The sequence below is a fragment of the Microbacterium sp. RURRCA19A genome, from assembly GCF_900156455.1.
Classification (GTDB): Bacteria; Actinomycetota; Actinomycetes; order Actinomycetales; family Microbacteriaceae; genus Microbacterium.
Genome location: NZ_FTNQ01000002.1, coordinates 698,769 through 717,270 on the forward strand (window position 1 = coordinate 698,769; position 18,502 = coordinate 717,270).

General features: G+C 71.8%; 16 protein-coding genes. 10 read left to right on the plus strand and 6 right to left on the minus strand.

Going from position 1 to position 18,502, the window contains the following annotated elements:
• The first annotated feature begins 43 nt into the window (after positions 1–43).
• Positions 44–958, plus strand: coding sequence for a serine hydrolase (locus BW982_RS11230; RefSeq protein ID WP_076493205.1), 915 nt, complete (start codon positions 44–46; stop codon positions 956–958).
• A 133-nt stretch (positions 959–1,091) separates the two neighbouring features.
• On the opposite strand, the gene BW982_RS11235 is transcribed toward BW982_RS11230, so the two are convergent.
• The 4 genes from BW982_RS11235 to BW982_RS11250 all read right to left on the minus strand — a co-directional run bounded on the left by BW982_RS11235 (position 1,092) and on the right by BW982_RS11250 (position 4,756).
• Positions 1,092–1,322 carry a glutaredoxin family protein gene (locus BW982_RS11235; protein WP_076493207.1) on the minus strand — a complete coding sequence of 77 codons (231 nt, stop codon included), beginning with the start codon at positions 1,320–1,322 and terminating at the stop codon, positions 1,092–1,094.
• Positions 1,319–2,089, minus strand: coding sequence for an SDR family NAD(P)-dependent oxidoreductase (locus tag BW982_RS11240; protein ID WP_076493209.1), 771 nt, complete (start codon positions 2,087–2,089; stop codon positions 1,319–1,321). The genes BW982_RS11235 and BW982_RS11240 overlap by 4 nt, the downstream gene beginning before the upstream one ends.
• Before the next feature lie 61 nt (positions 2,090–2,150).
• Positions 2,151–3,806 carry a flavin-containing monooxygenase gene (locus BW982_RS11245; protein ID WP_076493709.1) on the minus strand — a complete coding sequence of 552 codons (1,656 nt, stop codon included), beginning with the start codon at positions 3,804–3,806 and terminating at the stop codon, positions 2,151–2,153.
• A gap of 26 nt (positions 3,807–3,832) precedes the next feature.
• A complete protein-coding gene (locus tag BW982_RS11250) occupies positions 3,833–4,756 on the minus strand; it encodes an alpha/beta hydrolase (protein ID WP_083696650.1) in 924 nt (307 codons plus the stop codon).
• Between the two features lie 250 nt (positions 4,757–5,006).
• Between BW982_RS11250 and BW982_RS11255 the strand changes: the two genes are divergently transcribed.
• The 4 genes from BW982_RS11255 (at position 5,007) to BW982_RS11270 (ending at position 10,609) form a co-directional block, all read left to right on the plus strand.
• Complete coding sequence (locus tag BW982_RS11255) at positions 5,007–6,167, plus strand: substrate-binding domain-containing protein (protein WP_076493212.1); 1,161 nt, start codon at positions 5,007–5,009, stop codon at positions 6,165–6,167.
• Between the two features lie 74 nt (positions 6,168–6,241).
• Positions 6,242–6,961 (plus strand): SDR family NAD(P)-dependent oxidoreductase, encoded by a 720-nt coding sequence (locus tag BW982_RS11260; protein WP_076493214.1) that lies wholly within the window; start codon positions 6,242–6,244, stop codon positions 6,959–6,961.
• Positions 6,962–6,986: 25 nt separating this feature from the next.
• Positions 6,987–9,554, plus strand: a complete 2,568-nt coding sequence (locus BW982_RS11265; protein ID WP_076493215.1) for an ATP-binding cassette domain-containing protein — start codon at positions 6,987–6,989, stop codon at positions 9,552–9,554.
• Positions 9,551–10,609, plus strand: a complete 1,059-nt coding sequence (locus tag BW982_RS11270; protein ID WP_083696652.1) for an ABC transporter permease — start codon at positions 9,551–9,553, stop codon at positions 10,607–10,609. The genes BW982_RS11265 and BW982_RS11270 overlap by 4 nt, the downstream gene beginning before the upstream one ends.
• Positions 10,610–10,766: 157 nt before the next feature.
• Here BW982_RS11270 and BW982_RS11275 read toward each other — a convergent pair whose 3' ends face one another.
• Both BW982_RS11275 and BW982_RS11280 read right to left on the minus strand, forming a co-directional pair.
• The gene (locus BW982_RS11275) at positions 10,767–12,488 is read right to left on the minus strand and encodes a sigma-54-dependent Fis family transcriptional regulator (RefSeq protein ID WP_076493217.1); all 1,722 of its coding nucleotides are present in this window, start codon (positions 12,486–12,488) and stop codon (positions 10,767–10,769) included.
• A 133-nt stretch (positions 12,489–12,621) separates the two neighbouring features.
• The gene (locus tag BW982_RS11280) at positions 12,622–13,329 is read right to left on the minus strand and encodes a GntR family transcriptional regulator (protein ID WP_076493219.1); all 708 of its coding nucleotides are present in this window, start codon (positions 13,327–13,329) and stop codon (positions 12,622–12,624) included.
• Between the two features lie 107 nt (positions 13,330–13,436).
• On the opposite strand from BW982_RS11280, the gene BW982_RS11285 reads away from it, so the two are divergent.
• The 5 genes from BW982_RS11285 (at position 13,437) to BW982_RS11305 (ending at position 18,417) form a co-directional block, all read left to right on the plus strand.
• Entirely contained in the window at positions 13,437–14,930 is a 1,494-nt protein-coding gene (locus tag BW982_RS11285) for an NAD-dependent succinate-semialdehyde dehydrogenase (protein WP_076493220.1), read from the plus strand.
• Positions 14,927–16,198, plus strand: coding sequence for an iron-containing alcohol dehydrogenase (locus BW982_RS11290; protein WP_076493222.1), 1,272 nt, complete (start codon positions 14,927–14,929; stop codon positions 16,196–16,198). The genes BW982_RS11285 and BW982_RS11290 overlap by 4 nt, the downstream gene beginning before the upstream one ends.
• Positions 16,195–17,136, plus strand: coding sequence for a 3-hydroxyacyl-CoA dehydrogenase (locus BW982_RS11295; protein WP_217693680.1), 942 nt, complete (start codon positions 16,195–16,197; stop codon positions 17,134–17,136). Before BW982_RS11290 ends, BW982_RS11295 begins: the two co-directional genes overlap by 4 nt.
• A 103-nt stretch (positions 17,137–17,239) precedes the next feature.
• Positions 17,240–17,515, plus strand: a complete 276-nt coding sequence (locus BW982_RS11300; RefSeq protein ID WP_076493224.1) for a hypothetical protein — start codon at positions 17,240–17,242, stop codon at positions 17,513–17,515.
• Positions 17,516–17,529: 14 nt separating this feature from the next.
• Positions 17,530–18,417, plus strand: coding sequence for an FHA domain-containing protein (locus BW982_RS11305; protein ID WP_076493225.1), 888 nt, complete (start codon positions 17,530–17,532; stop codon positions 18,415–18,417).
• Positions 18,418–18,502: the final 85 nt, after the last annotated feature.

Below are 18,502 nucleotides of genomic sequence, written 5' to 3' on the forward strand. Positions count from 1 at the left end.
ACCGGTTCCCGAGCCTGCCGTACCCGAACCCGCCGGAGGGCCCGTGGAGTCATCGCGTCGCGATGCCCCGGCCCTCCGCGGCTCGGCGCGGAAGGGTCCTCGGCGGCTGCCCCGACGTGCGGCCGCCGGACGCCGGTCGTTCACGGCCTCGCTCCGGGCGCTCGACGAGCTGGCGGCATCCGGGGCGAAGGTGTCGGTGCGCATCGACGACCTCGACGGCGGCTCCGTTGTGCTCGAGGGCGACGACTTCGTCACGTTGCCCGTGGCGGGGCTGGGGCTCGTCCCGCTGCTGATCGAGGTGGCTGCCGCGATCGAGGCCGGCCGCGTCGACGCGCTCGAGATCATCGACCGGTCCTCCGTGCACGCGGCTTCGGCCGGGGGCGTGTGGCAGCACCTCAAGGCCCCGGCGCTGCCGCTGGTGGACGTCGCGGTGCTCGCCGCGTCGGCCGGTGACGCGCTGGCCGCCAACGCCCTGCTGCAGCGCGTCGGGCTGCCCGCGGTCCGCGCGCGCATCGAGCAGCTGGGATTGCGGCGCACCGCCCTCCTCGACCGCTTCCGCGATGACCGTGGCCCCGACGACGCCCCTCATGTCGCGCTGTCGACCGCGCGTGAGATGGCATCCGTGTTCGCGGGTCTCGTGAACTCCACGGTCGTGTCGCCGGGGGTCAGCGCCCAGGTCGCGGAATGGCTGAGCCTGAACCACGACCTGTCGCTGGTGGCATCCGCGACCGGTCTCGACCCGTTCGCCCACGAGAACGACCGCCACGGTCTGCTGTTCGTCAACAAGACCGGTCGATCCGAGGGCGTGCGCGCCGAAGCGGGCGTGCTCGGCGGACCGCGCGCGGGTGTGGCCTACGCGCTGATCGTGAACTTCGACGACCTGTCGATCGCGCACCGGCTCCGCGCTCACGACGCCTTCCGCGTCCTCGGCGTCGAGCTGATGGAGTACGTGTACTGACGGCCGGCGCGGGAGGTCCCCCGAGACTGCACGCGCCTGACATCTCCACTGCAGAGTGCAGGGGGTTCGTCAGGCCGATGCAGTCTCGCGGTGGGGAGGGGCGCGGTGCGCGGCGGGAAGTCGCGCCGCGCCGTCAGAGGTGCGCCCGCACCTCGTCGTCGGACGGCTCGACGAGCGCTGTGCCGTCGGGCAGCACGACCACCGGCACCTTCGTGCTGCCGCCGATCTCGGCCGCGCGGGCGGCGTCCGCCGCCGAGGCCTCGACGTCGACGAACGCGTGCGCGACGCCCAGGTCCGTCAGCAGCGCGCGGGTGCGGAGCGTGTCGGCGCACTCCTGCTTGCCGTAGACCACGATCTCGCTCATCGGGCCGTGTACCCGCCATCGACCGGCAGCGTGACGCCGGTGATCCAGTCGGCCTCGTCGGAGGCCAGGAACAGCACCGCGTACGCAACGTCGATCGGGCGGCCGAGCCGGCGGATCGACTGGTGCGCGGTCATCATCTCCTCGTACGCCGGCATCCCGCCGGGGTACTCGGCGGCGATGCCCTCGACGAGCGGGGTGAGCACGGTCGACGGGTTCACCGCGTTGACGCGGATCCGGTGCCGGCCGTAGCTGGCGGCATCCTGCTTGGTCTGCATGTTCACGGCGCCCTTGGCGACGTGGTACGGCGTGAACTCGTCGTTGCCGAGGATCCCGTAGATCGACGAGAAATTGACGATCGCGCCCTTCCCGGCCTCGAGGAAGTGCGGGACGGCGGCCTTGGTCGCGAAGAAGACGCCCTTCACGTCCACGGCGAAGACGGCATCCCACTCCTGCTCCGTGACCTCGTGCGTGGGCTTGTCGGCGCCGATGATCCCGGCGCAGTTGATCAGCACGTCGAGCCCGCCGAAGGCCGCCGCGGCGCCGTCGACGGCGGCGCGCACATCGGTCTCGCTCGTGACGTCGGCGCGCGTGAACAGCGCGTCGCCGCCCGAGTCCCGGATGCCGGCGGCCACCGCCTCGCCGGCGTCGGGCTGCGCGTCCAGGAGCGCGACGCGCGCCCCCTCCGCGGCGAAGAGTTCGGCCGTCGCGCGGCCCATTCCGGAGGCGGCGCCGGTGATCACCGCACGCTTTCCCTGCAGTCGTGCCATGGGGGAGTCCTTTCGTGACGGCGGGGACGCGTTCGCACGCGTCCCCGCCGGGGTGGGTCGGTCAGGCGTCGACGGGCTGCTTGGCGTCGGCGCGGTGGAGGAGCGAGGCGTAGCCCGACTCCTCGAGCTCGCGGCAGTACCGCTGGTAGACCTGCCCGCCGCCCATGTAGACCTGGAACTCCTCGGGCTTGCCGGGGATGTTCTCGCCCAGGAACCAGGCCTTGGCCTTCTTGCCCTCGGTGTACATGACGGTCTGGCGGCCGGTCTTCTCGGTCTCCTCGCGCCACCAGTCCTCGGACTCGGGTGTGGCCTCGAAGTACTCGACGCCGTTGTCCTCGGCCCACTTCAGCGCCCGCTGCAGCCACTGCGCGCCGAGCTGGATGGGGACGATGAGGTTCGAGTACGGCGTCTGCGGCCCGAGCGACATGAAGAAGTTCGGGAAGCCGTGCGCGTTGATGCCGAGGTTCGACTTCAGGCCGTCCTCGGCCCACTTCTCGCGGAGCGTCCGGCCGCCGCGACCGACGATGTCGATGTGGGTGAGCGTGCCGGTCATGGCGTCGAAGCCGGTGGCGAAGATCAGCACGTCGAGCTCGTACTCGGTGTCGCCGACCTTCACGCCCTTCTCGGTGATCGCCGTGATGGGGGTCTCGGCGGTGTCGATCAGGTGCACGTGGTCGTGGTTGAACGCGGCGTAGTAGCCGTGCCCCGTGGGGACGCGCTTGCCGTTGAACGAGTACGTGCGCGGCGAGAGCAGCTCCGCCGTGTCGGGGTCCTTCACGATCTCGGCGATCTTCGTGCGGATGAACTCGGATGCCAGTTCGCTGGCCTCGTGGTTGGTCGCGAGGTCGTTGAAGCACTCGTTGGCGAAGTGGAATCCGCCCTCGTTCCACTTGCTCTCGAAGATGCGGCGCCGCTCGTCCTCGGACACCTCGAGCGCGCTGTGCTCCGCGGGTTCCATCGCGACGCCGAACGGGTGGTTGGCGGCCTTCTCGTACACGAGGTCGTAGTTCTCGCGGAGCCACGCCATGTCCTCTTCCGAGACCTTGTCGTTGTTCGTCTCGACGATGAAGTTCGGCGTGCGCTGGAAGACGAAGAACTCGTCGACCTGACCGGCGATCACGGGGACGATCTGGATGCCGGAGGCGCCGAGGCCGATGAGCCCGACGCGCTTGCCCGACAGGTCGACTCCCTCCCGCGGCCACTGCGCCGTGTGGTACTTCTCGCCGCGGAACGTCTCGATGCCGGGGATCTCGGGGAAGATCGGCTGCGACAGCACGCCCATGCCGCTGACCAGGTACTTCGTGGTGAGCGTGTCGCCGCCCGCGAGATGGACCGTCCAGGTGTTGGCATCCTCGTCGTACGCGGCGGACTCGACCCGGGTGTTGAGCCGGATGTCGCGACGGAGGTCGAGTCGGTCGGCGACGAAGTTGAGGTACGACAGCACCTCTTCGCCGGAGGGGTAGCGCTCGGTCCAGGTCCACTCGTCGCGCACCTCCTTCGAGAACGAGAAGGAGTAGTACGAGTACTCGCTGTCGGTGCGGACGCCCGGGTAGCGGTTCACCCACCAGGTGCCGCCGATGCCGTCCTCGCCGTCGACGGCGATCGTGCGCAGGCCGATCTCGCGGAGGTGGTGCAGCATCGCCAGGCCGGAGAATCCGGCGCCGATGACGATGGCGTCGTAGTCGCGGTCGCTGCCGCGTGCAGGGGTGTCGCTCATGGCGGGGGTCCTTTCGGTGGAGGGGGTCATGCCGAGACGCGGGTCGAGCTGGTCGCCCGCACCCATTCGGCGATCAGGCGGATGGAGGTGTCGGCGGGCGCGTGGCGGCCCGCCTGCAGGGGCCAGACGTGCTGTTCGCCCGAGACGGTCTCGAAGGTCACGTCGACGCCGTCGCGTGCGGCGCGCTCGGCGAGACGCACCGCGTCGGCGTACAGGGACTCGGCGTCGCTGGCGGTGAGGAACAGCGGCGGGAAACCGGTGAAGTCCGCGTACAGCGGGTTCACGAGCGGGTCGGTGGGCGAGGCCCCGCCGGAGAGGTAGCGGTCGATGTTGCCCTGCAACCCCTCGCGGGCGATCAGGAAGTCGGTCGCGTCGTTGGTCTCGATCGTCTCGCCCGAGTTCTCCATGTCGACCCACGGCGAGATCGTCGCGACCCTGCCGGGGAGCGCCGCGCCGCGCTGCAGCCGACGCAGGACGGTCGCGATCGCGATGCTCGCCCCCGCGCTGTCGCCGACCGGGGTGATCGCCTCGGCGGCGATGCCGTCCGCGATGAGGGCGTCGATCACGGCGTCCGCGTCATCCAGCTGCGCGGGGTACGGGTGCTCGGGGGCGAGCCGGAAGTCGGCGACGAACGCCGACGAGCCGGCAGCCTTGGCGAGGTGCCCCGCCATCTTCCGGTGGCTCGCCGACGATCCGAGGGCGAACCCGCCGCCGTGGAGCACGAGCAGCACCCGGTCGCGGTCCGCCTCCAGCGGAGTGACGAGGATGCCGGGGACGCCCCCGATGCTCGTCGAACGGTAGGTCACGTCCTCCGGTTCGGCCGTCGCGCGCTGCCAGTCCTCGAAGACCCATCGGAGGACGGGGAGCGACATGTCGGGGGCGGCGGTGAACTCGACGGTCCACTCGGCGTAGATCTCCCCCAGGGGGTCGGTGGGCCTGTTCTCGGCCATTCGCGGATCCTCCTCATCGTGGATTCCAGGTCGTTCCGGGGCATCGGAGCGCCCCGGTGACCCCAGGATGAACCGCCCTCCGGCCGCCGCGACGGGGTGTCGCAGAATGAGTCACCCCCGTCTCACCGTGACGCGATCAGCCCCCCGCCCGCCGCAACAGACTGCTGGACACCACCACATCCGTGCCGGCATCCACAGCGGGGGACCCACCCTCCGGCCGGCTCTCAATGACGAGAAAGTTGGCACGCACATGCGACACAGCACCGCGCTGCGCACCGCGGCGGTCTTCGCCGCCGTCGGCGCACTCCTGCTCACCTCGGCCTGTTCCACCGGGTCGCTGTCCTCGGCCGGTTCGGGCGACGACGCGTCGGCGGGCGCGACCGACAGCCAGGTCACCACCGGCACCGTCGGCGTCCAGGGCGACATCCAGGACATCTCGAACTTCTGCGGCGACAAGGACATCACCGTCGCCCTCGCCGACGGCTTCGGCGGCAACTCCTGGCGCAAGATCACCCGCGCGATCTTCGAGGCCGAGGCCGCGAAGTGCCCGAACATCAAGAAGGTCCTCTACACCGACGCGCAGGGCGACACCCAGAAGGCGATCAGCGACATCAACTCGCTCGTCGCGCAGGGCGTGAACGTCATCGTCACGTTCGTCGACGGCGGAGAGGCGCTGCTGCCGACCATCCAGAAGGCCACCGCGGCGGGCGTGAAGGTCGTGCCCTTCGTCGGGTCGCCCGGCGGGACGCCCGGCAAGGACTACGTCGACTTCGTGTCCGAGGACATCACCACCTACGGCAAGAACCTCGCCGACTGGACCATCAAGACGATGGGCGGCAAGGGCAACCTGGTCATGCTGGGCGGCATCGCCGGCAACTCCTACTCGCAGGGTGTCTACGAGGGCGTCCTCGAAGCCGTCACGGAGAACCCCGGGGTGACGCTGCTCAACACCGACGGTCCCGTCGCGACCGACTGGGAGCCCGGGAAGACGCAGCAGGTCGTGGCCGGACTCATCACGAAGTACGGCGACATCAACGGGATCGTGGCCGACTACGGCGGCGGTTCGGTCGGTGGCATCCGTGCCTTCGAGGCCGCCGGCAAGCCGTTCCCGGTGTGGTCCGCCAACGACAGCAACGAGTTCGCCTGCCTCTGGTACGAGTACAAGGACACGCAGCCGACCTACCAGATCGCGACGGAGTCCTCCCGCAACTGGATCGTCACGGTGGCCCTGCACAAGGCGCTCGCGGCGGCCAACGGCCTGCCGAACGACGAGCCGTCCACCTACAACCTCGAGATCATCGAGGACTCCACGGATCAGTCGAAGCAGCCGAAGTGCGAGAGCAGCCTGCCCGCCGACGCGATCCTCTCCTCCGGCCTCTCGGTCGACCAGCTGAAGCAGCTGTTCCAGTGATCCCCCGCCGGGGCCGCGGGCGAACGTGCCGCGGCCCCGGCACCCCGTCCCACTCCCAGGAGGAGAACCCCCTCATGAACCGACTCACCGGAAAGGTCGCCGTCGTCACGGGCGCCGGCCGTGGCATCGGCCGCGCCATCGCCGAGGCGCTGCACGAAGAGGGGGCGACGACGATCGCCACCTCGCGTTCCTCGGCGGACCCCACCTTCGGTCCCATCGCGTACGCGCCGTTGGACGTGGCATCCGAGGACGACTGGCACCGCGTCATCGGGGACGTGCTCGACGCCCACGGGCACATCGACGTGCTCGTCAACAACGCCGGCATCATCGCGTACGACCCGCTCCACGAGCTGTCCATGGACGACTGGCAGAGCGTCGTGGCCACCAATCAGACCGGCGTCTGGCTCGGCATGCGCGAGGTGATCCCGCACATGATCGCGCAGGGCGGCGGCTCGATCATCAACATCTCGTCGATCTGGGGTTCGGCCGCGGTCGGCGGCGCGCACGCCTACCACGCGACCAAGGGCGCGGTCCGGAACATGTCCAAGAACGCCGCGATCACCTACGCCACGCAGAACGTGCGCGTGAACTCCCTGCACCCGGGCTTCATCGAGACGCCCCTCACCGACGCGCAGGCCGCCGAGGTCAACGCCTACGTCGTGTCGCAGACCCCCATGGGCCGCGCCGGGCAGCCGCGCGAGATCGCCGCCGGCGTCGTGTTCCTCGCCAGCGACGAAGCCAGCTTCGTCACCGGTTCCGAGCTCGTCATCGACGGCGGCTACCTCGCCCAGTGATGCACCCCCACAGAACGGATTCGCCATGACTGACATCGACATCGGAACGGCCCCCGCGCCGCCGGGCGCGGGCACCGAGGTCTCGTCGCTCCTGCGGCTGGACGGCATCACGAAGACCTTCCCCGGCGTCCGGGCCCTCACCGACGTGCATCTGGATGTGCGTGCCGGTGAGATCCACGCCCTCGTCGGCGAGAACGGCGCCGGCAAGTCCACGCTGATGGCGGTCGCGTCCGGCGCGCTCGCCGCGGACGAGGGCTCCGTCTGGATCGCGGGGACCCTCCTCACCTCCGCCGATCCGCAGGAGGCCCGCCGCCTCGGCCTCGGCATCGTCCGCCAGGACCCCGCGCTGCTCCCCGACCTCACGGTCGCCGAGAACATGGCGGTGGGTGTCGGCATCCGCCGGGTCGGGGGACTCGGGCGCGCCGTCGCCTGGGCGACCGCGCAGCTCGCGCCGTGGGACATGGGCATCGACCCGCGCACCCGCGTCGCCGACCTGTCGGTGGAACAGCGCTTCGTCGTCGAGATCGCCAAGGCGCTCGCCCTCGACCCGCGCGTCCTGATCCTCGACGAGCCGACCGAGCACCTCAGCATCGAGGAGGTCCAGAAGCTGTTCGCCCGCGTGCGCGAGGTCGTCGCGGGCGGCGCCGCGGTGGTCTACATCTCGCACCGGATCCCCGAGGTCAAGCAGATCTCCGATCGCATCACGGTGCTGCGCGACGGCAAGGTGCGCGGCACGTTCCCCGCCGCCGAGGTCGACGAGGCGCAGATCATCGAACGCGCCATCGGGCGCAAGCTCGAGGCCGTGTTCCCCGAGAAAGGCAGCATCGCCGGCACGATCCGGGATGCCGACCGGCTGGCGGTTCGCGGTCTCCGGGGCGACCACTTCCACGACGTCTCCCTCACCGTCCGCTCGGGCGAGATCGTGGGGCTTGCCGGCGTTCAGGGCAACGGCCAGGCCGCGCTCATCCGCGCGCTCGCCGGGCTGGAGGCATCCACGGGGGAGGTGAGCGTCGACGGCCGTCGCGTGAACGGAGGATCCGCCGGAGCGGCAGCCGCGGGGGTCGTGTACGTCCCCGCCGACCGCCACCGCGAGGGCGTCTTCCTGCCGCTCTCCGTCGCCGAGAACGTCTCGGCCGGCACGCTGCCGCAGGCATCCGTCGCCGGGTTCGTCAGTGACCGTCGGATGATGGCGCGCGCGAAGGAGATGATCTCGCGCCTGTCGATCAAGACGCCCAGCCCCCGCACCGCCGTCGCGTCGCTGTCGGGCGGCAACCAGCAGAAGGTCGTGCTCGCGCGCACGCTCCTGGCCCGGCCGCGCGTGCTCCTGGCGGAGGAGCCGACGCAGGGCGTGGACGCCGGAGCGCGCGTGGACATCTACCGGATCCTGCGCGAGGCCGCCGACGACGGTGCCGCGGTGGTCGTGCTGTCATCCGACGGTGTCGAACTCGAGGGGCTGTGCGACCGGGTGCTGATCCTCTCGCGCGGCGAGGTCGTCCAGGAGCTGTCCGGGGCGGAGGTCACCGAGACCGCCATCGCGCGGGCGGCCCTGACGTCCACGACCGTGCGTGCGCGGGAGGAGACCGACGGCCGACGTCACCGGCTGCGGGCCTGGCTGCGCGGCGACCACGCCCCGGCCGTCGCGCTCGCGGCGGTGTTCGTGGCCCTCGCCGTCGCGGTCGCGACCACGAACGGCGCCTATTTCTCGCCGTTCAACCTCAACAACCTGCTCTTCATGATCGCGCCGCTGCTGTTCGTCGGTGCGGCGCAGCAGGTGGTCGTCCTGGGATCGGGGTTCGACCTGTCGGTCGGCCCGCTCATGGGGTTCCTCGTCGTGCTCTCGTCGTTCTGGATCGTCGACGGGGGCAACCTGTACGTCGGTCTCGCGCTCATGCTCGCCGGGGCCGTCGGCGTGGGGGTGATCAACGGGCTGCTCGTGACGAGGTTCGGGATCAGTCCGGTCGTCGCCACCCTCGCGATGTTCATGGCCCTGCAGGGCCTGTACCTGCTGCTGCGGTCCACGCCCGGAGGCGTCATCTTCGCGGGGGTCTCGGACATGATCCAGGCCCGGGTCGGCCTCGTGCCCATCGCGACGATCGCCGGCGTCGTGCTGCTCGTCCTGCTCGAGGTCGCCCTGCGCCGCACCCGCTGGGGCGTCCAGCTGCGGGCCGTGGGATCGCACGACGCGGCTGCGGCCCGCCTCGGCATCCGGGTCGGCTGGGTCCGCTTCCTCTCGTACGTGTTGTGCTCGCTGCTGGTGCTCCCCGCGGCCGTGATCCTCATGGCCCAGATCGGCATCGGCGACGGGCGGCCGTCGCTGTCGTACACGCTGGCATCCGTCACCGTCGTCGTCCTGGCGGGCACGAGCATCTTCGGTGGGCGCGGGTCGTTCCTCGCGGTCATCGCGGCGGCGTTCCTCGTGCAGCAGATCCTCAACGTCTCGCCGTTCCTCGGCCTGTCGCAGGCGTGGTCGTACTGGCTGCCCGGCCTCGTCACCCTCGCCGCCGCGGGCCTCTACGCCGCACTGCGCGGGAGCGGGCGCCGTCGACGTCGCCCGCGGGGCGCCGCCATCGCTTCTCCCGGAGGTGTCTCATGACTCAGCTCGATGCTCCGCGCTCCGCGCCGGAGACCACGACGACATCGCTCCCCGTCCCGCCGACCGGCCGCTCGGCCGAAGCGGTGTGGCGGAGGGCGCTCGCCGGCAGCTGGGTGCCGATCACGGTCGCGACCGCCGCCCTGTTCCTCGTGAGTCCGGTGATCGCGCCGGGAAGCCTGGATGCCGCGCCCCTGCTGTCGATGCTCCCCTTCGCGTCGGTCCTCGCGATCGCCGCCGCCGGGCAGACGCTGATCGTCCAGCAGCGCGGTCTCGACCTCTCGGTGCCGGGGATGATCGCGCTCGCCGCGGTGCTCGCCACGGCCCTGCCCCAGCAGTACGGGTGGGGCGTGTGGCCCGCGGTGGTCGCCGCGGTCGTGCTGCCGGGTGTCTTCGGGCTCTTCAACGGCGCGATCGTCGCGGGGCTGCGGATCATGCCGCTGGTCGCGACGCTCGGGATGAACGCGGTGCTGCTGGGCACGGTGTTCTCGATCGCGAACGGCACACCCTCGGGGGCAGCCGACGAGCTCAACCGCTTCGCCCTCGCGCGCACGCTCGGGGTGCCGAACACGGCGCTCATCGCGATCGTCGTCATCGCGGTGGCCGCGGTGGTCACGCAGCGTTCGATCATCGGGCGGCGTCTCACCTCCGTCGGGGTGAGCGAGCCCGCCGCGGCCGTGGTCGGCGTGCGGGTACGCGTCTACCAGGTCGCGGCCTACGGATTCGCGGGGCTCTGCTACGGCGCCGCGGGCGTGTTGCTCGCCGGGTACACGAAGACCCCGGCGCTGTTCCTCGGCGACCAGTACCTGCTGCCGACCGTGGCCGCGGTGGTTCTCGGCGGGACGGCGCTCACGGGCGGCATCGCGTCGATCGCCGCCACCGCGGTCGCCGCGCTGTTCCTGACGCAGCTCGGACAGTTGCTGCGGTCGGTCGGGTGGCCCGACGCGCTCCAGCTGCTGACGCAGGCGATCGTGCTCGTGCTGGTCGTGGTGATCCGTGAGCTCGTGCCAGTGCTCGTCCGGCGTCGGGCCGTGCGCCGCATGGCGCGGGAGTCCTGACCGCGGTCGGGTGCGGGGCGGGGCGGAGGCGCGTCGGGTGCCTCCGCCCTTCCGCGTTCCGTCAGACCGCGGCGGGGGTGCGGCCGGGGCGCGGATGCCGGATGCCGGATGCCGGATGCCGGATGCCGGATGCCGACGCCGGCGGGCTGATCCCGCGTCAGGCCGTCAGACGATACGTCTTCATCTTCCGGTAGACCGTGGCGCGGGACAGGCCGAGGATCTCGGCGGCCCGGGAGCGATTGCCGCCCGCCTCCTGCAGCGCGCGCTGGATGGCCTCCAGCTCGGCGCGTTCGATCATGGTCATGGCGCGCGCCCCGCGGACCGACATGGGCAGATCGGCCGCGCCGATCGCGCCGCGGCGACCGCTCAGCGCGAGCTGCTCGATCACATTGCGCAGCTCCACGATGTTGCCCGGCCACGCGTGCGCCTCCAGGGCGGAGAGCGCGTCGCGCGTGGGTTCGAGGTGTGCGGATGAGGCGGCGTGGTCGGCGAGCGCGCGCCAGAGCGGACCGACGTCACCGGAGCGTTCCCGCAGCGACGGCACCCACGTCGTGGGGTAGCCGACGCGGGTCGCGAAGGAACCCGCCTCGGCGCGATCCGCCGCCGAGAGCGTCAGCAGCACGGCGCCGCGCGACGGCGTCGAGTCGATGAGCGACACCATGCCCGAGAGCGACCCGGGTTCGAGGGTCTGGATGCCCTTGACCACGACCGGTGCTCCGGCGGCGAGCCGCTCGGACAGACGCTGCAACCACCGCCGCGCGCCCAGCACGTGACGCTCGGCCGCGTCGACCACGGTCGCGGCGCGGGCCGCGCCGGGGCGGTGCGGCAGCCCGAGGGCGAGCGAGGTCTTGCCCGTGCCCGGCTCGCCCGCGATCAGCAGCGGTGTGCGCGCCTCGCGGTGACGGGCGACGGTCTGCGCGACGGCGAGCCACTCCGTCGACCGCCCGGCGAGGGCGGGGCGGAGCGGGCCGAAGCCGCCGTGCGTCACGGGCCGCTCGCCGACGTTGACGACCGCGACGCTGCCGGCCCCGTCCTGCAGGCGGGTGACCTGCACGTCGGCGTATCCCGACGACAGTTCGACGTTGACGCGCCCCCCGCGCGACTCCTCGGCGCACAGGCGCTGGACGAGCGCCATGTCCGCGGTCGAGAGCCGGGATGCGCGCTGGTTCTGCATCAGCAGCCCGTCCGGCCCGAGCGCGACGACCGGCCCCTGCTGGACGCGCGAGGCGGCGAGGAACGCGGCGAGCATGCTGCGGGCCGCCGGGCGCTCGGCATCCATGACGTGCTGGCCGAGCTGCGTGGCGATCGAGTGGGTGAGGGGGCGGAGGAGCTCGGGGCGTTCGGTGATGTGCGTGGACAGCGTGATCACGGCGAGGAGTCGCCCGGTGAGCGGATGACGGACGGGGCTGCCCGTGCACACCGCCGAGCGGTAGAACTCGGCGAAGTGCTCGTTGCCGGTGATCTGGACGCTGCGTCCGGTCGCGGCGACCGTGCCGACGCCGTTCGTGCCGACGGTCTCTTCCGACAGCACGGCTCCCCGCACGGTGCCGAGCCGATCGAGGTGATCGGCGGCGGCGCGGTCGTGGGTCCAGCGCTGCAGGATGCGGCCCTCCGAATCGGCCAGCAGCAGACCCAGCCCCGTGCCGTCGAGTTCGTCGGAGACGCGGGCGAGCGGGGCCTGGAACATCTCCAACAGGTGACGGTCGAGGAGGTCGACGCCGACCTGCGGGACATCCCGGATGCGATCGGGTGAACCGAGGGCCTCTTTCGAGCGCTGCCACGAGGTCACGAGGTCGGGGCGGAGGGCGGCCGTCGCCGACGAGGCGGACAGGATCTCGCTCTTGGCCTGCTCGATGAGCCGTGCGGAGGTGGGGGTCATCTTCGACTCCTTCGTCGAGGACGGGCTCGCTCGCCCGTCGATGCGGATCAGGCGATCCGGATGCGAGGGGTGGGCTGTCGGGTGCGCTGAGAGTACCCCACCCGCGTGCGCGGGGGAATGGGGCGCGGGGTGCTCATACCGCGACCTCGTCGAGGTGCACGAGCCCGCCGTCGGGGGTCACGCGGCGCTCGTATTCGAGCACGGCGAGGCGTCCGGCGAGTTCGATGTGGTGCTCGCTCGTGGCGCGCGCGGCGACCGGGTCGCGGTCGACCGCGGTGGCCCGGACGATGGAGGTCAGCTCCTCGAACGACTGCGCGACGCGGTCGTCGTCGAGGAAGGCGTAGCGGCGGAACAGCCCGATCCGGGTGTGCACGCCGGACAGTTCGTCGGAGAGCACGTCGTTGTCGGCGCCGGCGAGCAGGATCCGGTAGAACTCCGACTTGCTCTCCTCCCGGCTGGCGAGGGTTCCGTGCAGGTATTCCGCGGTCATCGCGGCGTGATGGTCGATCAGCCGGGCGCAATCGGCGGGGCTCGCGCGTCGCGCGAACAGCGCCGCCGCGAGACCTTCGAGCGCCGCGCGCACCTCGTACAGCGACTCGATCTCGCGCTTGGTGAGGACCGCGACGATCGGACCGCGACCCGGGATCACCGAGATCAGGCTCTCGCTCTCGAGCTGGCGGAGCACCTCGCGGATGACCGTGCGGGAGACGCCGTACGCGGCGCACAGGTCGTTCTCGCGGAGGCGCTCGCCGGGTGCGCGGCGCCCCTCGAGGATCTCGTCGCGGAGCAGGAGGAGCACCTGCTGACGCAGGGGAGCGGCGTGCCGTTCGATGACGGGCATGGGGCCACCGGCCTTTCGGAAGCTGTCTCACATCGAGACACTCGCCGGTCCGCGGCGGGCGTCGCTATTACCGTAATACGAGATGACGATTCCGGAAAGGATCACCGATGACCACTCTCGCTCCGCCGTCGCGAACGGCGACTCTGCGCGGACACTCCGTGCCCCTGGATCTGTTCATCGACGGCGAATGGCGCGCCGGCGACGGTGACTTCGCCGTCTACGACCCGGCATCCGGGGTCGAGATCGCGCGCGTCGCCGACGGTACTGCGGCGGACGGGAAGGCGGCGCTGGATGCCGCGGCCGGCGCGCAGGCCGCGTGGGCGGCCATGCCTCCGCGCGACCGGGCCGACCTCTTCGCCCGCGCGCACCGACTGCTCCTCGAGCGGGGGGATGCCATCGCCGAGATCATGACGCTCGAGAGCGGCAAGCCCCTCGCCGAGTCGCGCGCGGAGTTCCAGCTCAGCGCCGACTTCTTCCTCTGGTACACCGAGCAGATCGCGCACCTGCACGGCTCGTTCGCCCACGGATCGCGCGGCGGATACCGCATCGTCACGACCCACCAGCCCGTGGGGCCGACGCTCCTCATCACGCCGTGGAACTTCCCGTTGCTGATGATCGCCCGCAAGGCCGGCGCCGCGCTCGCGGCCGGCTGCACCACCGTCGTGAAGACCGCGCGCGAGACGCCGCTCACCTGCGCGCTGTTCGTGTCGGTGCTGACCGACGCCGGGTTCCCGCCCGGCGTGGTGAACCTCGTCCACACCACGTCCTCGTCGGCGATCTCGGCCGAGGTCATGGCCGACCCGCGGCTGCGGAAGGTGAGCTTCACGGGCTCCACCGAGGTCGGCTCGACGCTGTTGCGGCAGGCGGCCCCCGGCATCGTCAACGCCTCCATGGAGCTCGGGGGTGACGGACCGTTCGTCGTGCTCGACGACGCCGACGTCGAAGCCGCCGCGGCCCAGGCGATCGTCGCGAAGTTCCGCAACGCCGGGCAGGCGTGCGTCGCCGCGAACCGCATCATCGTGCACGAGAAGGTCGCCGACGCGTTCATCGAGCGCTTCGTCGCGCTCGCGAAGGCACTGCGGGTCGGCAGCGGATTCGACGCGGGCACCGACGTCGGCCCCATCATCTCGGCCCGGCAGCGCGACGGCGTGGCCGACCTCGTCGCGGAGTTCGAGCGCATCGACGCGACGCTCCTCGCCGGCGGTCGCGCGATCGACGGCGACGGCTACTTCTTCGAGCCGACCGTCTTCGAGGTGCACGACCGCGAGAGCGACGTGTGCCACCGCGAGCTCTTCGCCCCCATCGCCGCGATCTACCGTGCCGACAGCACCGCGGATGCCATTCGCTTCGCCAACGACACCCGGTATGGTCTGGCCGCGTACGTGTTCACGCGCGACCTGTCCCGCGCGTTCGCCGTCGCCGAGCGACTCGACTTCGGCATGGTGGGCATCAACCGCGGGATCATGGCCGATCCCGCCGCCGCGTTCGGCGGTGTGAAGGCGTCGGGCCTCGGCCGCGAAGGCGGGCAGGACGGCATCTACGAATTCCTCGAGCCGAAGTACCTGGCCGTCACCGTCGACGAAGAAGGAGCCCTCTCGTGAGCGACACCACCGCCCTCCCCGCCCCGACCCGCACCGACAACGACCTCGCGCTCGGGCTGCTGCGGCAGCCGCGCTCGGTCCTGTTCGGTCCGGGGCAACGTCGCCAGCTGCCGCGCGTGGTCGCCGAGATCGGTCGCCACGCCCTCCTCGTCACCGACGAGCGGATGGCATCCAGTACCGAATTCCGCGAGATCGCGGACGGGCTCCGGGGCGCGGGCGTCGAGGTCGAGGTGTTCGACCGCACCGAGCCCGAACTGCCGCGCGAGAACGTCATGGAGGTCGCCGAGCGCTATCGCGACCTTCCGATCGACGTGATCGTCGGCGTGGGCGGCGGGTCGTGCCTCGACCTCGCCAAGGTGTCCGCGGTCGTGCTCGCCAACGGCGGCGACGTCCGCGACTACTACGGCGAGTTCCTCGTCCCGGGGCCCGGTGTCCCGGTCGTCACCGTGCCGACCACGGGCGGCACGGGCGCCGAGGTCACGTGCATCTCGGTCGTCTTCGACGGCGAGCGGGGCATGAAGGTCGGGGTCGCGAGTCCGCACCTCGAGGCCACCGTCGCCGTCATCGACCCCGAGCTGACGCTCACCTGCCCACCCGGACTCACCGCCGCCACCGGCGCCGACGCCCTGTCGCACCTCGTCGAGGCGTTCACGGGTCGTGCGAAGAACCCCACGCCGGAGGAACTCGCGACCAGACTCTATGCCGGGAAGAACCTCCTCACCGACGTCTACGCACGGCAGGGGCTCGCGCTCCTGGGTCGCTCGCTGCCGGCCGTCGCCGCCGACGGGTCCGACCTCGCCGCGCGCACCGACACGATGTTCGCGTCGTACTGCGCCGGCATGGCGATCAACACCGCGGGCACCGCGGGCGCGCACGCCATCCAGTCGCCGATCGGCAACCTGACCCACACCCCGCACGGGTTCGGGGTCGCCGCGCTGCTGCCCTGGGTCATGCGGTACAACCTGCCCGCCCGCGTCGCGGAGTTCGCCGAGATCGCGCGGCTGCTCGGCGCCGGGGATGCGTCGGCGAGCGAGGAGGAGCGGGCTCGGGACGGCATCCGGGCCGTGGAGGATCTGCTGCGGGCGCTCGGCGCCCCGACCGACCTCGCGACCCTCGGGCTGTCGCCCGACGACTTCGGCTTCGTCGCCGACCAGGCGATGCTGGCGACGCGGCTGACCGCGAACAACCCCCGCGAGCTGAGCCGCGACGCGGTGCTCGAGATCCTCCGTCGAGGCCACGCCGCCGATCGCGACTGGTGGGGCGAGTGACCGGCCGACCCGTCGCGATCGTCGGCTCGGGCGCGATCGGCGTCGCGTTCGCGGTGCTGTTCGCCCGGGCCGGGCGCACGGCCGCGGTGTTCGACATCGACGACGCCGCGCTGGACCGCGGCCGCGCGGACGTCGGGGCGCGGCTGCGGCTGCTCGCGGACGCCGGCCTCCTCGCCGAGGATCCTGCCGTCGTCGCGGCGCGGATCGGATGGCACACGGATGCCGCGGCGGCCGCGCACGACGCCGAGCTCGTGCAGGAGTGCGCCCCCGAACGCGCGGACCTCAAGCGCGAGATCCTCGCGCGGTTCGCGGCGGTCGCGCCCGAGGACGCCGTGCTCGCGAGCTCGACGTCGGCGATCCAGCCCTCCGTCCTGGCCGAAGGGCTCGCGCTCGAGGTCGCCGCTCGGCTGGTCGTCGGACACCCCGGCAACCCGCCGTATCTGCTACCGGTGATCGAGGTCGTGCCGTCGCCGGTCACGGCATCCGCGACCGTCGATCGCGCCGCCGGGATCTACCGCTCCGTGGGGCTGCGTCCGGTCGTGCTGCGTCGCGAGATCGAGGGCTTCGTCTTCAACCGGCTGCAGGGCGCGCTGCTCCGCGAGGCGTACTGCCTGGTGCGGGACGGGATCGTGGACGCCGCCGACGTCGACGAGGTCGTCCGCAGCGGCCTCGGCCGACGGTGGAGCATCATCGGCCCGTTCGAGACGAGCGACCTCAACGTGCGCGGCGGCATCGCCGCCCACGCCGAACGCATGGGGGAGTCGTACGCCCGCATGGGTGCCGAACGCGGTCAGCACGACCCCTGGACCCCCGAGCTCGTCGCCCGCGTCGCCGCGGAGCGCCGCGCGGCGCTGCCGCTCGGAGCCTGGGACGCGCGCGTGCGGTGGCGCGATGCCCGCCTCATGGCGCTGACCCCGCTCTGGGACTCGGCAGGCTGAGGCGGGTGGTTATCCCGCACATCGTCCGGGAACGCAATCCCTCCGTGCGCGAACCGGCCCGGTGGGAGCCTGGTGCCCCCGAACACCAGAAAGGACTGGGACGATGTCCGACACCACCGCATCCACCGACCCGTTCGCCAATTCCTCCGGCCCCGAGGGGCACTCGATCACCGACTGGACCGACCTCGGTCGCGAGATGTGGTCGTACCTCACCGGCCGCGGCGCCGCGGTCAACTACTCGTTCGTCGACATGACCATCGAGGTGCCGCGCGACATCGGCCCCGACGCGCCCCGGGCGACGTGGAAGCTCAACGGCACCCTGCGCGTCACCACCAGCGACGACACCGCGCCGGGCTCCGACCCGTACCGCGGCAACTGAGGGCGGGCGCCGTCATGGTGCGCCTCGACATCGACCTCGCCTTCTCGGAGGAGGAGGCGGGGGCGGATGCCACCCTCCCGCCGTTCGAGGGTACGATCACCGCCGCGGGCTCCGAGGTGCGGATCACCCTCAGCGATCCGTCGCGGCTGCCCGGCAACGGCCGTCGCACGCTCGCCGAGCTGTCGACGGTCGCCGACGCCCTGGCTGCGCGCGGGATCTCGGTGCGAGTGGAAGGACCGGACGGCCCGATCCTGCAGCTCGGTGACGTCAAGAGCAGCCTGCTGCAACGGGTCGTCACGGGTTCCCCGCACATCCGGCTCGGCTCCGTCGCCGCGCTCGCGCCCCTGCTCACGCGACGCAAGGACGGACAGGCGCTGGCATTCCCCGTCCCGCCGGGCACCCCGCTGCCGCTCGTGCCGACCGTCAACCGCTCCGTCCGGCGTCGCATCACCACGACGCACTACACACCGGGCTCCGGACGCCCGCGGCTGATCTTCGCGATCGGCGACGGCTCGTGGGACGGATCGCGTCCGCGCGAGTTCGACCTGCTGCCCACGAAGACCGTGATCGGGTCCGGCGACGAGGCCGACCTGCGGCTTCCCGGCCTCGCCCCCGTCCACGCCGAGATCCGGCACGAAGGCGACGACGAGTACGTCCTCTACGGGTTCGACGTCGTCGGCGGCGGCGGTGCCGCGCCGGAGGGACGTCGCGGAGACGGACGCATCCTGCGCACGGGCGCGCGGATCGAGCTGGGCGACTGGCGCCTGGCGTACTTCCGCGCCGAGTGGGCCGACCACGGCCGTCCCTACGGCGGTCGTGTGGGCGGCGAGCTCGCGCGTCAGCGCAAGCAACCGCCCCGCGGGGGCACGGGCCCGCTCGCCACGGCATCCGACCCCGACTGAGCCGCCCCGGAGCGCCGAGACTGCATCCGCCCGACAAACCCATTGCAGCCTGCGGGGGATTCGTCAGGCGCGTGCAGTCTCGGCG

Coding starts and splice junctions, on each gene's coding strand:
- BW982_RS11300 (WP_076493224.1), top strand. CDS start 17,240: ATGTCCGACACCACCGCATCCACCGACCCGTTCGCCAATTCCTCCGGC.
- BW982_RS11240 (WP_076493209.1), bottom strand. CDS start 2,089: ATGGCACGACTGCAGGGAAAGCGTGCGGTGATCACCGGCGCCGCCTCC.
- BW982_RS11235 (WP_076493207.1), bottom strand. CDS start 1,322: ATGAGCGAGATCGTGGTCTACGGCAAGCAGGAGTGCGCCGACACGCTC.
- BW982_RS11305 (WP_076493225.1), top strand. CDS start 17,530: ATGGTGCGCCTCGACATCGACCTCGCCTTCTCGGAGGAGGAGGCGGGG.
- BW982_RS11270 (WP_083696652.1), top strand. CDS start 9,551: ATGACTCAGCTCGATGCTCCGCGCTCCGCGCCGGAGACCACGACGACA.
- BW982_RS11245 (WP_076493709.1), bottom strand. CDS start 3,806: ATGAGCGACACCCCTGCACGCGGCAGCGACCGCGACTACGACGCCATC.
- BW982_RS11275 (WP_076493217.1), bottom strand. CDS start 12,488: ATGACCCCCACCTCCGCACGGCTCATCGAGCAGGCCAAGAGCGAGATC.
- BW982_RS11260 (WP_076493214.1), top strand. CDS start 6,242: ATGAACCGACTCACCGGAAAGGTCGCCGTCGTCACGGGCGCCGGCCGT.
- BW982_RS11280 (WP_076493219.1), bottom strand. CDS start 13,329: ATGCCCGTCATCGAACGGCACGCCGCTCCCCTGCGTCAGCAGGTGCTC.
- BW982_RS11255 (WP_076493212.1), top strand. CDS start 5,007: ATGCGACACAGCACCGCGCTGCGCACCGCGGCGGTCTTCGCCGCCGTC.
- BW982_RS11250 (WP_083696650.1), bottom strand. CDS start 4,756: ATGGCCGAGAACAGGCCCACCGACCCCCTGGGGGAGATCTACGCCGAG.
- BW982_RS11265 (WP_076493215.1), top strand. CDS start 6,987: ATGACTGACATCGACATCGGAACGGCCCCCGCGCCGCCGGGCGCGGGC.
- BW982_RS11285 (WP_076493220.1), top strand. CDS start 13,437: ATGACCACTCTCGCTCCGCCGTCGCGAACGGCGACTCTGCGCGGACAC.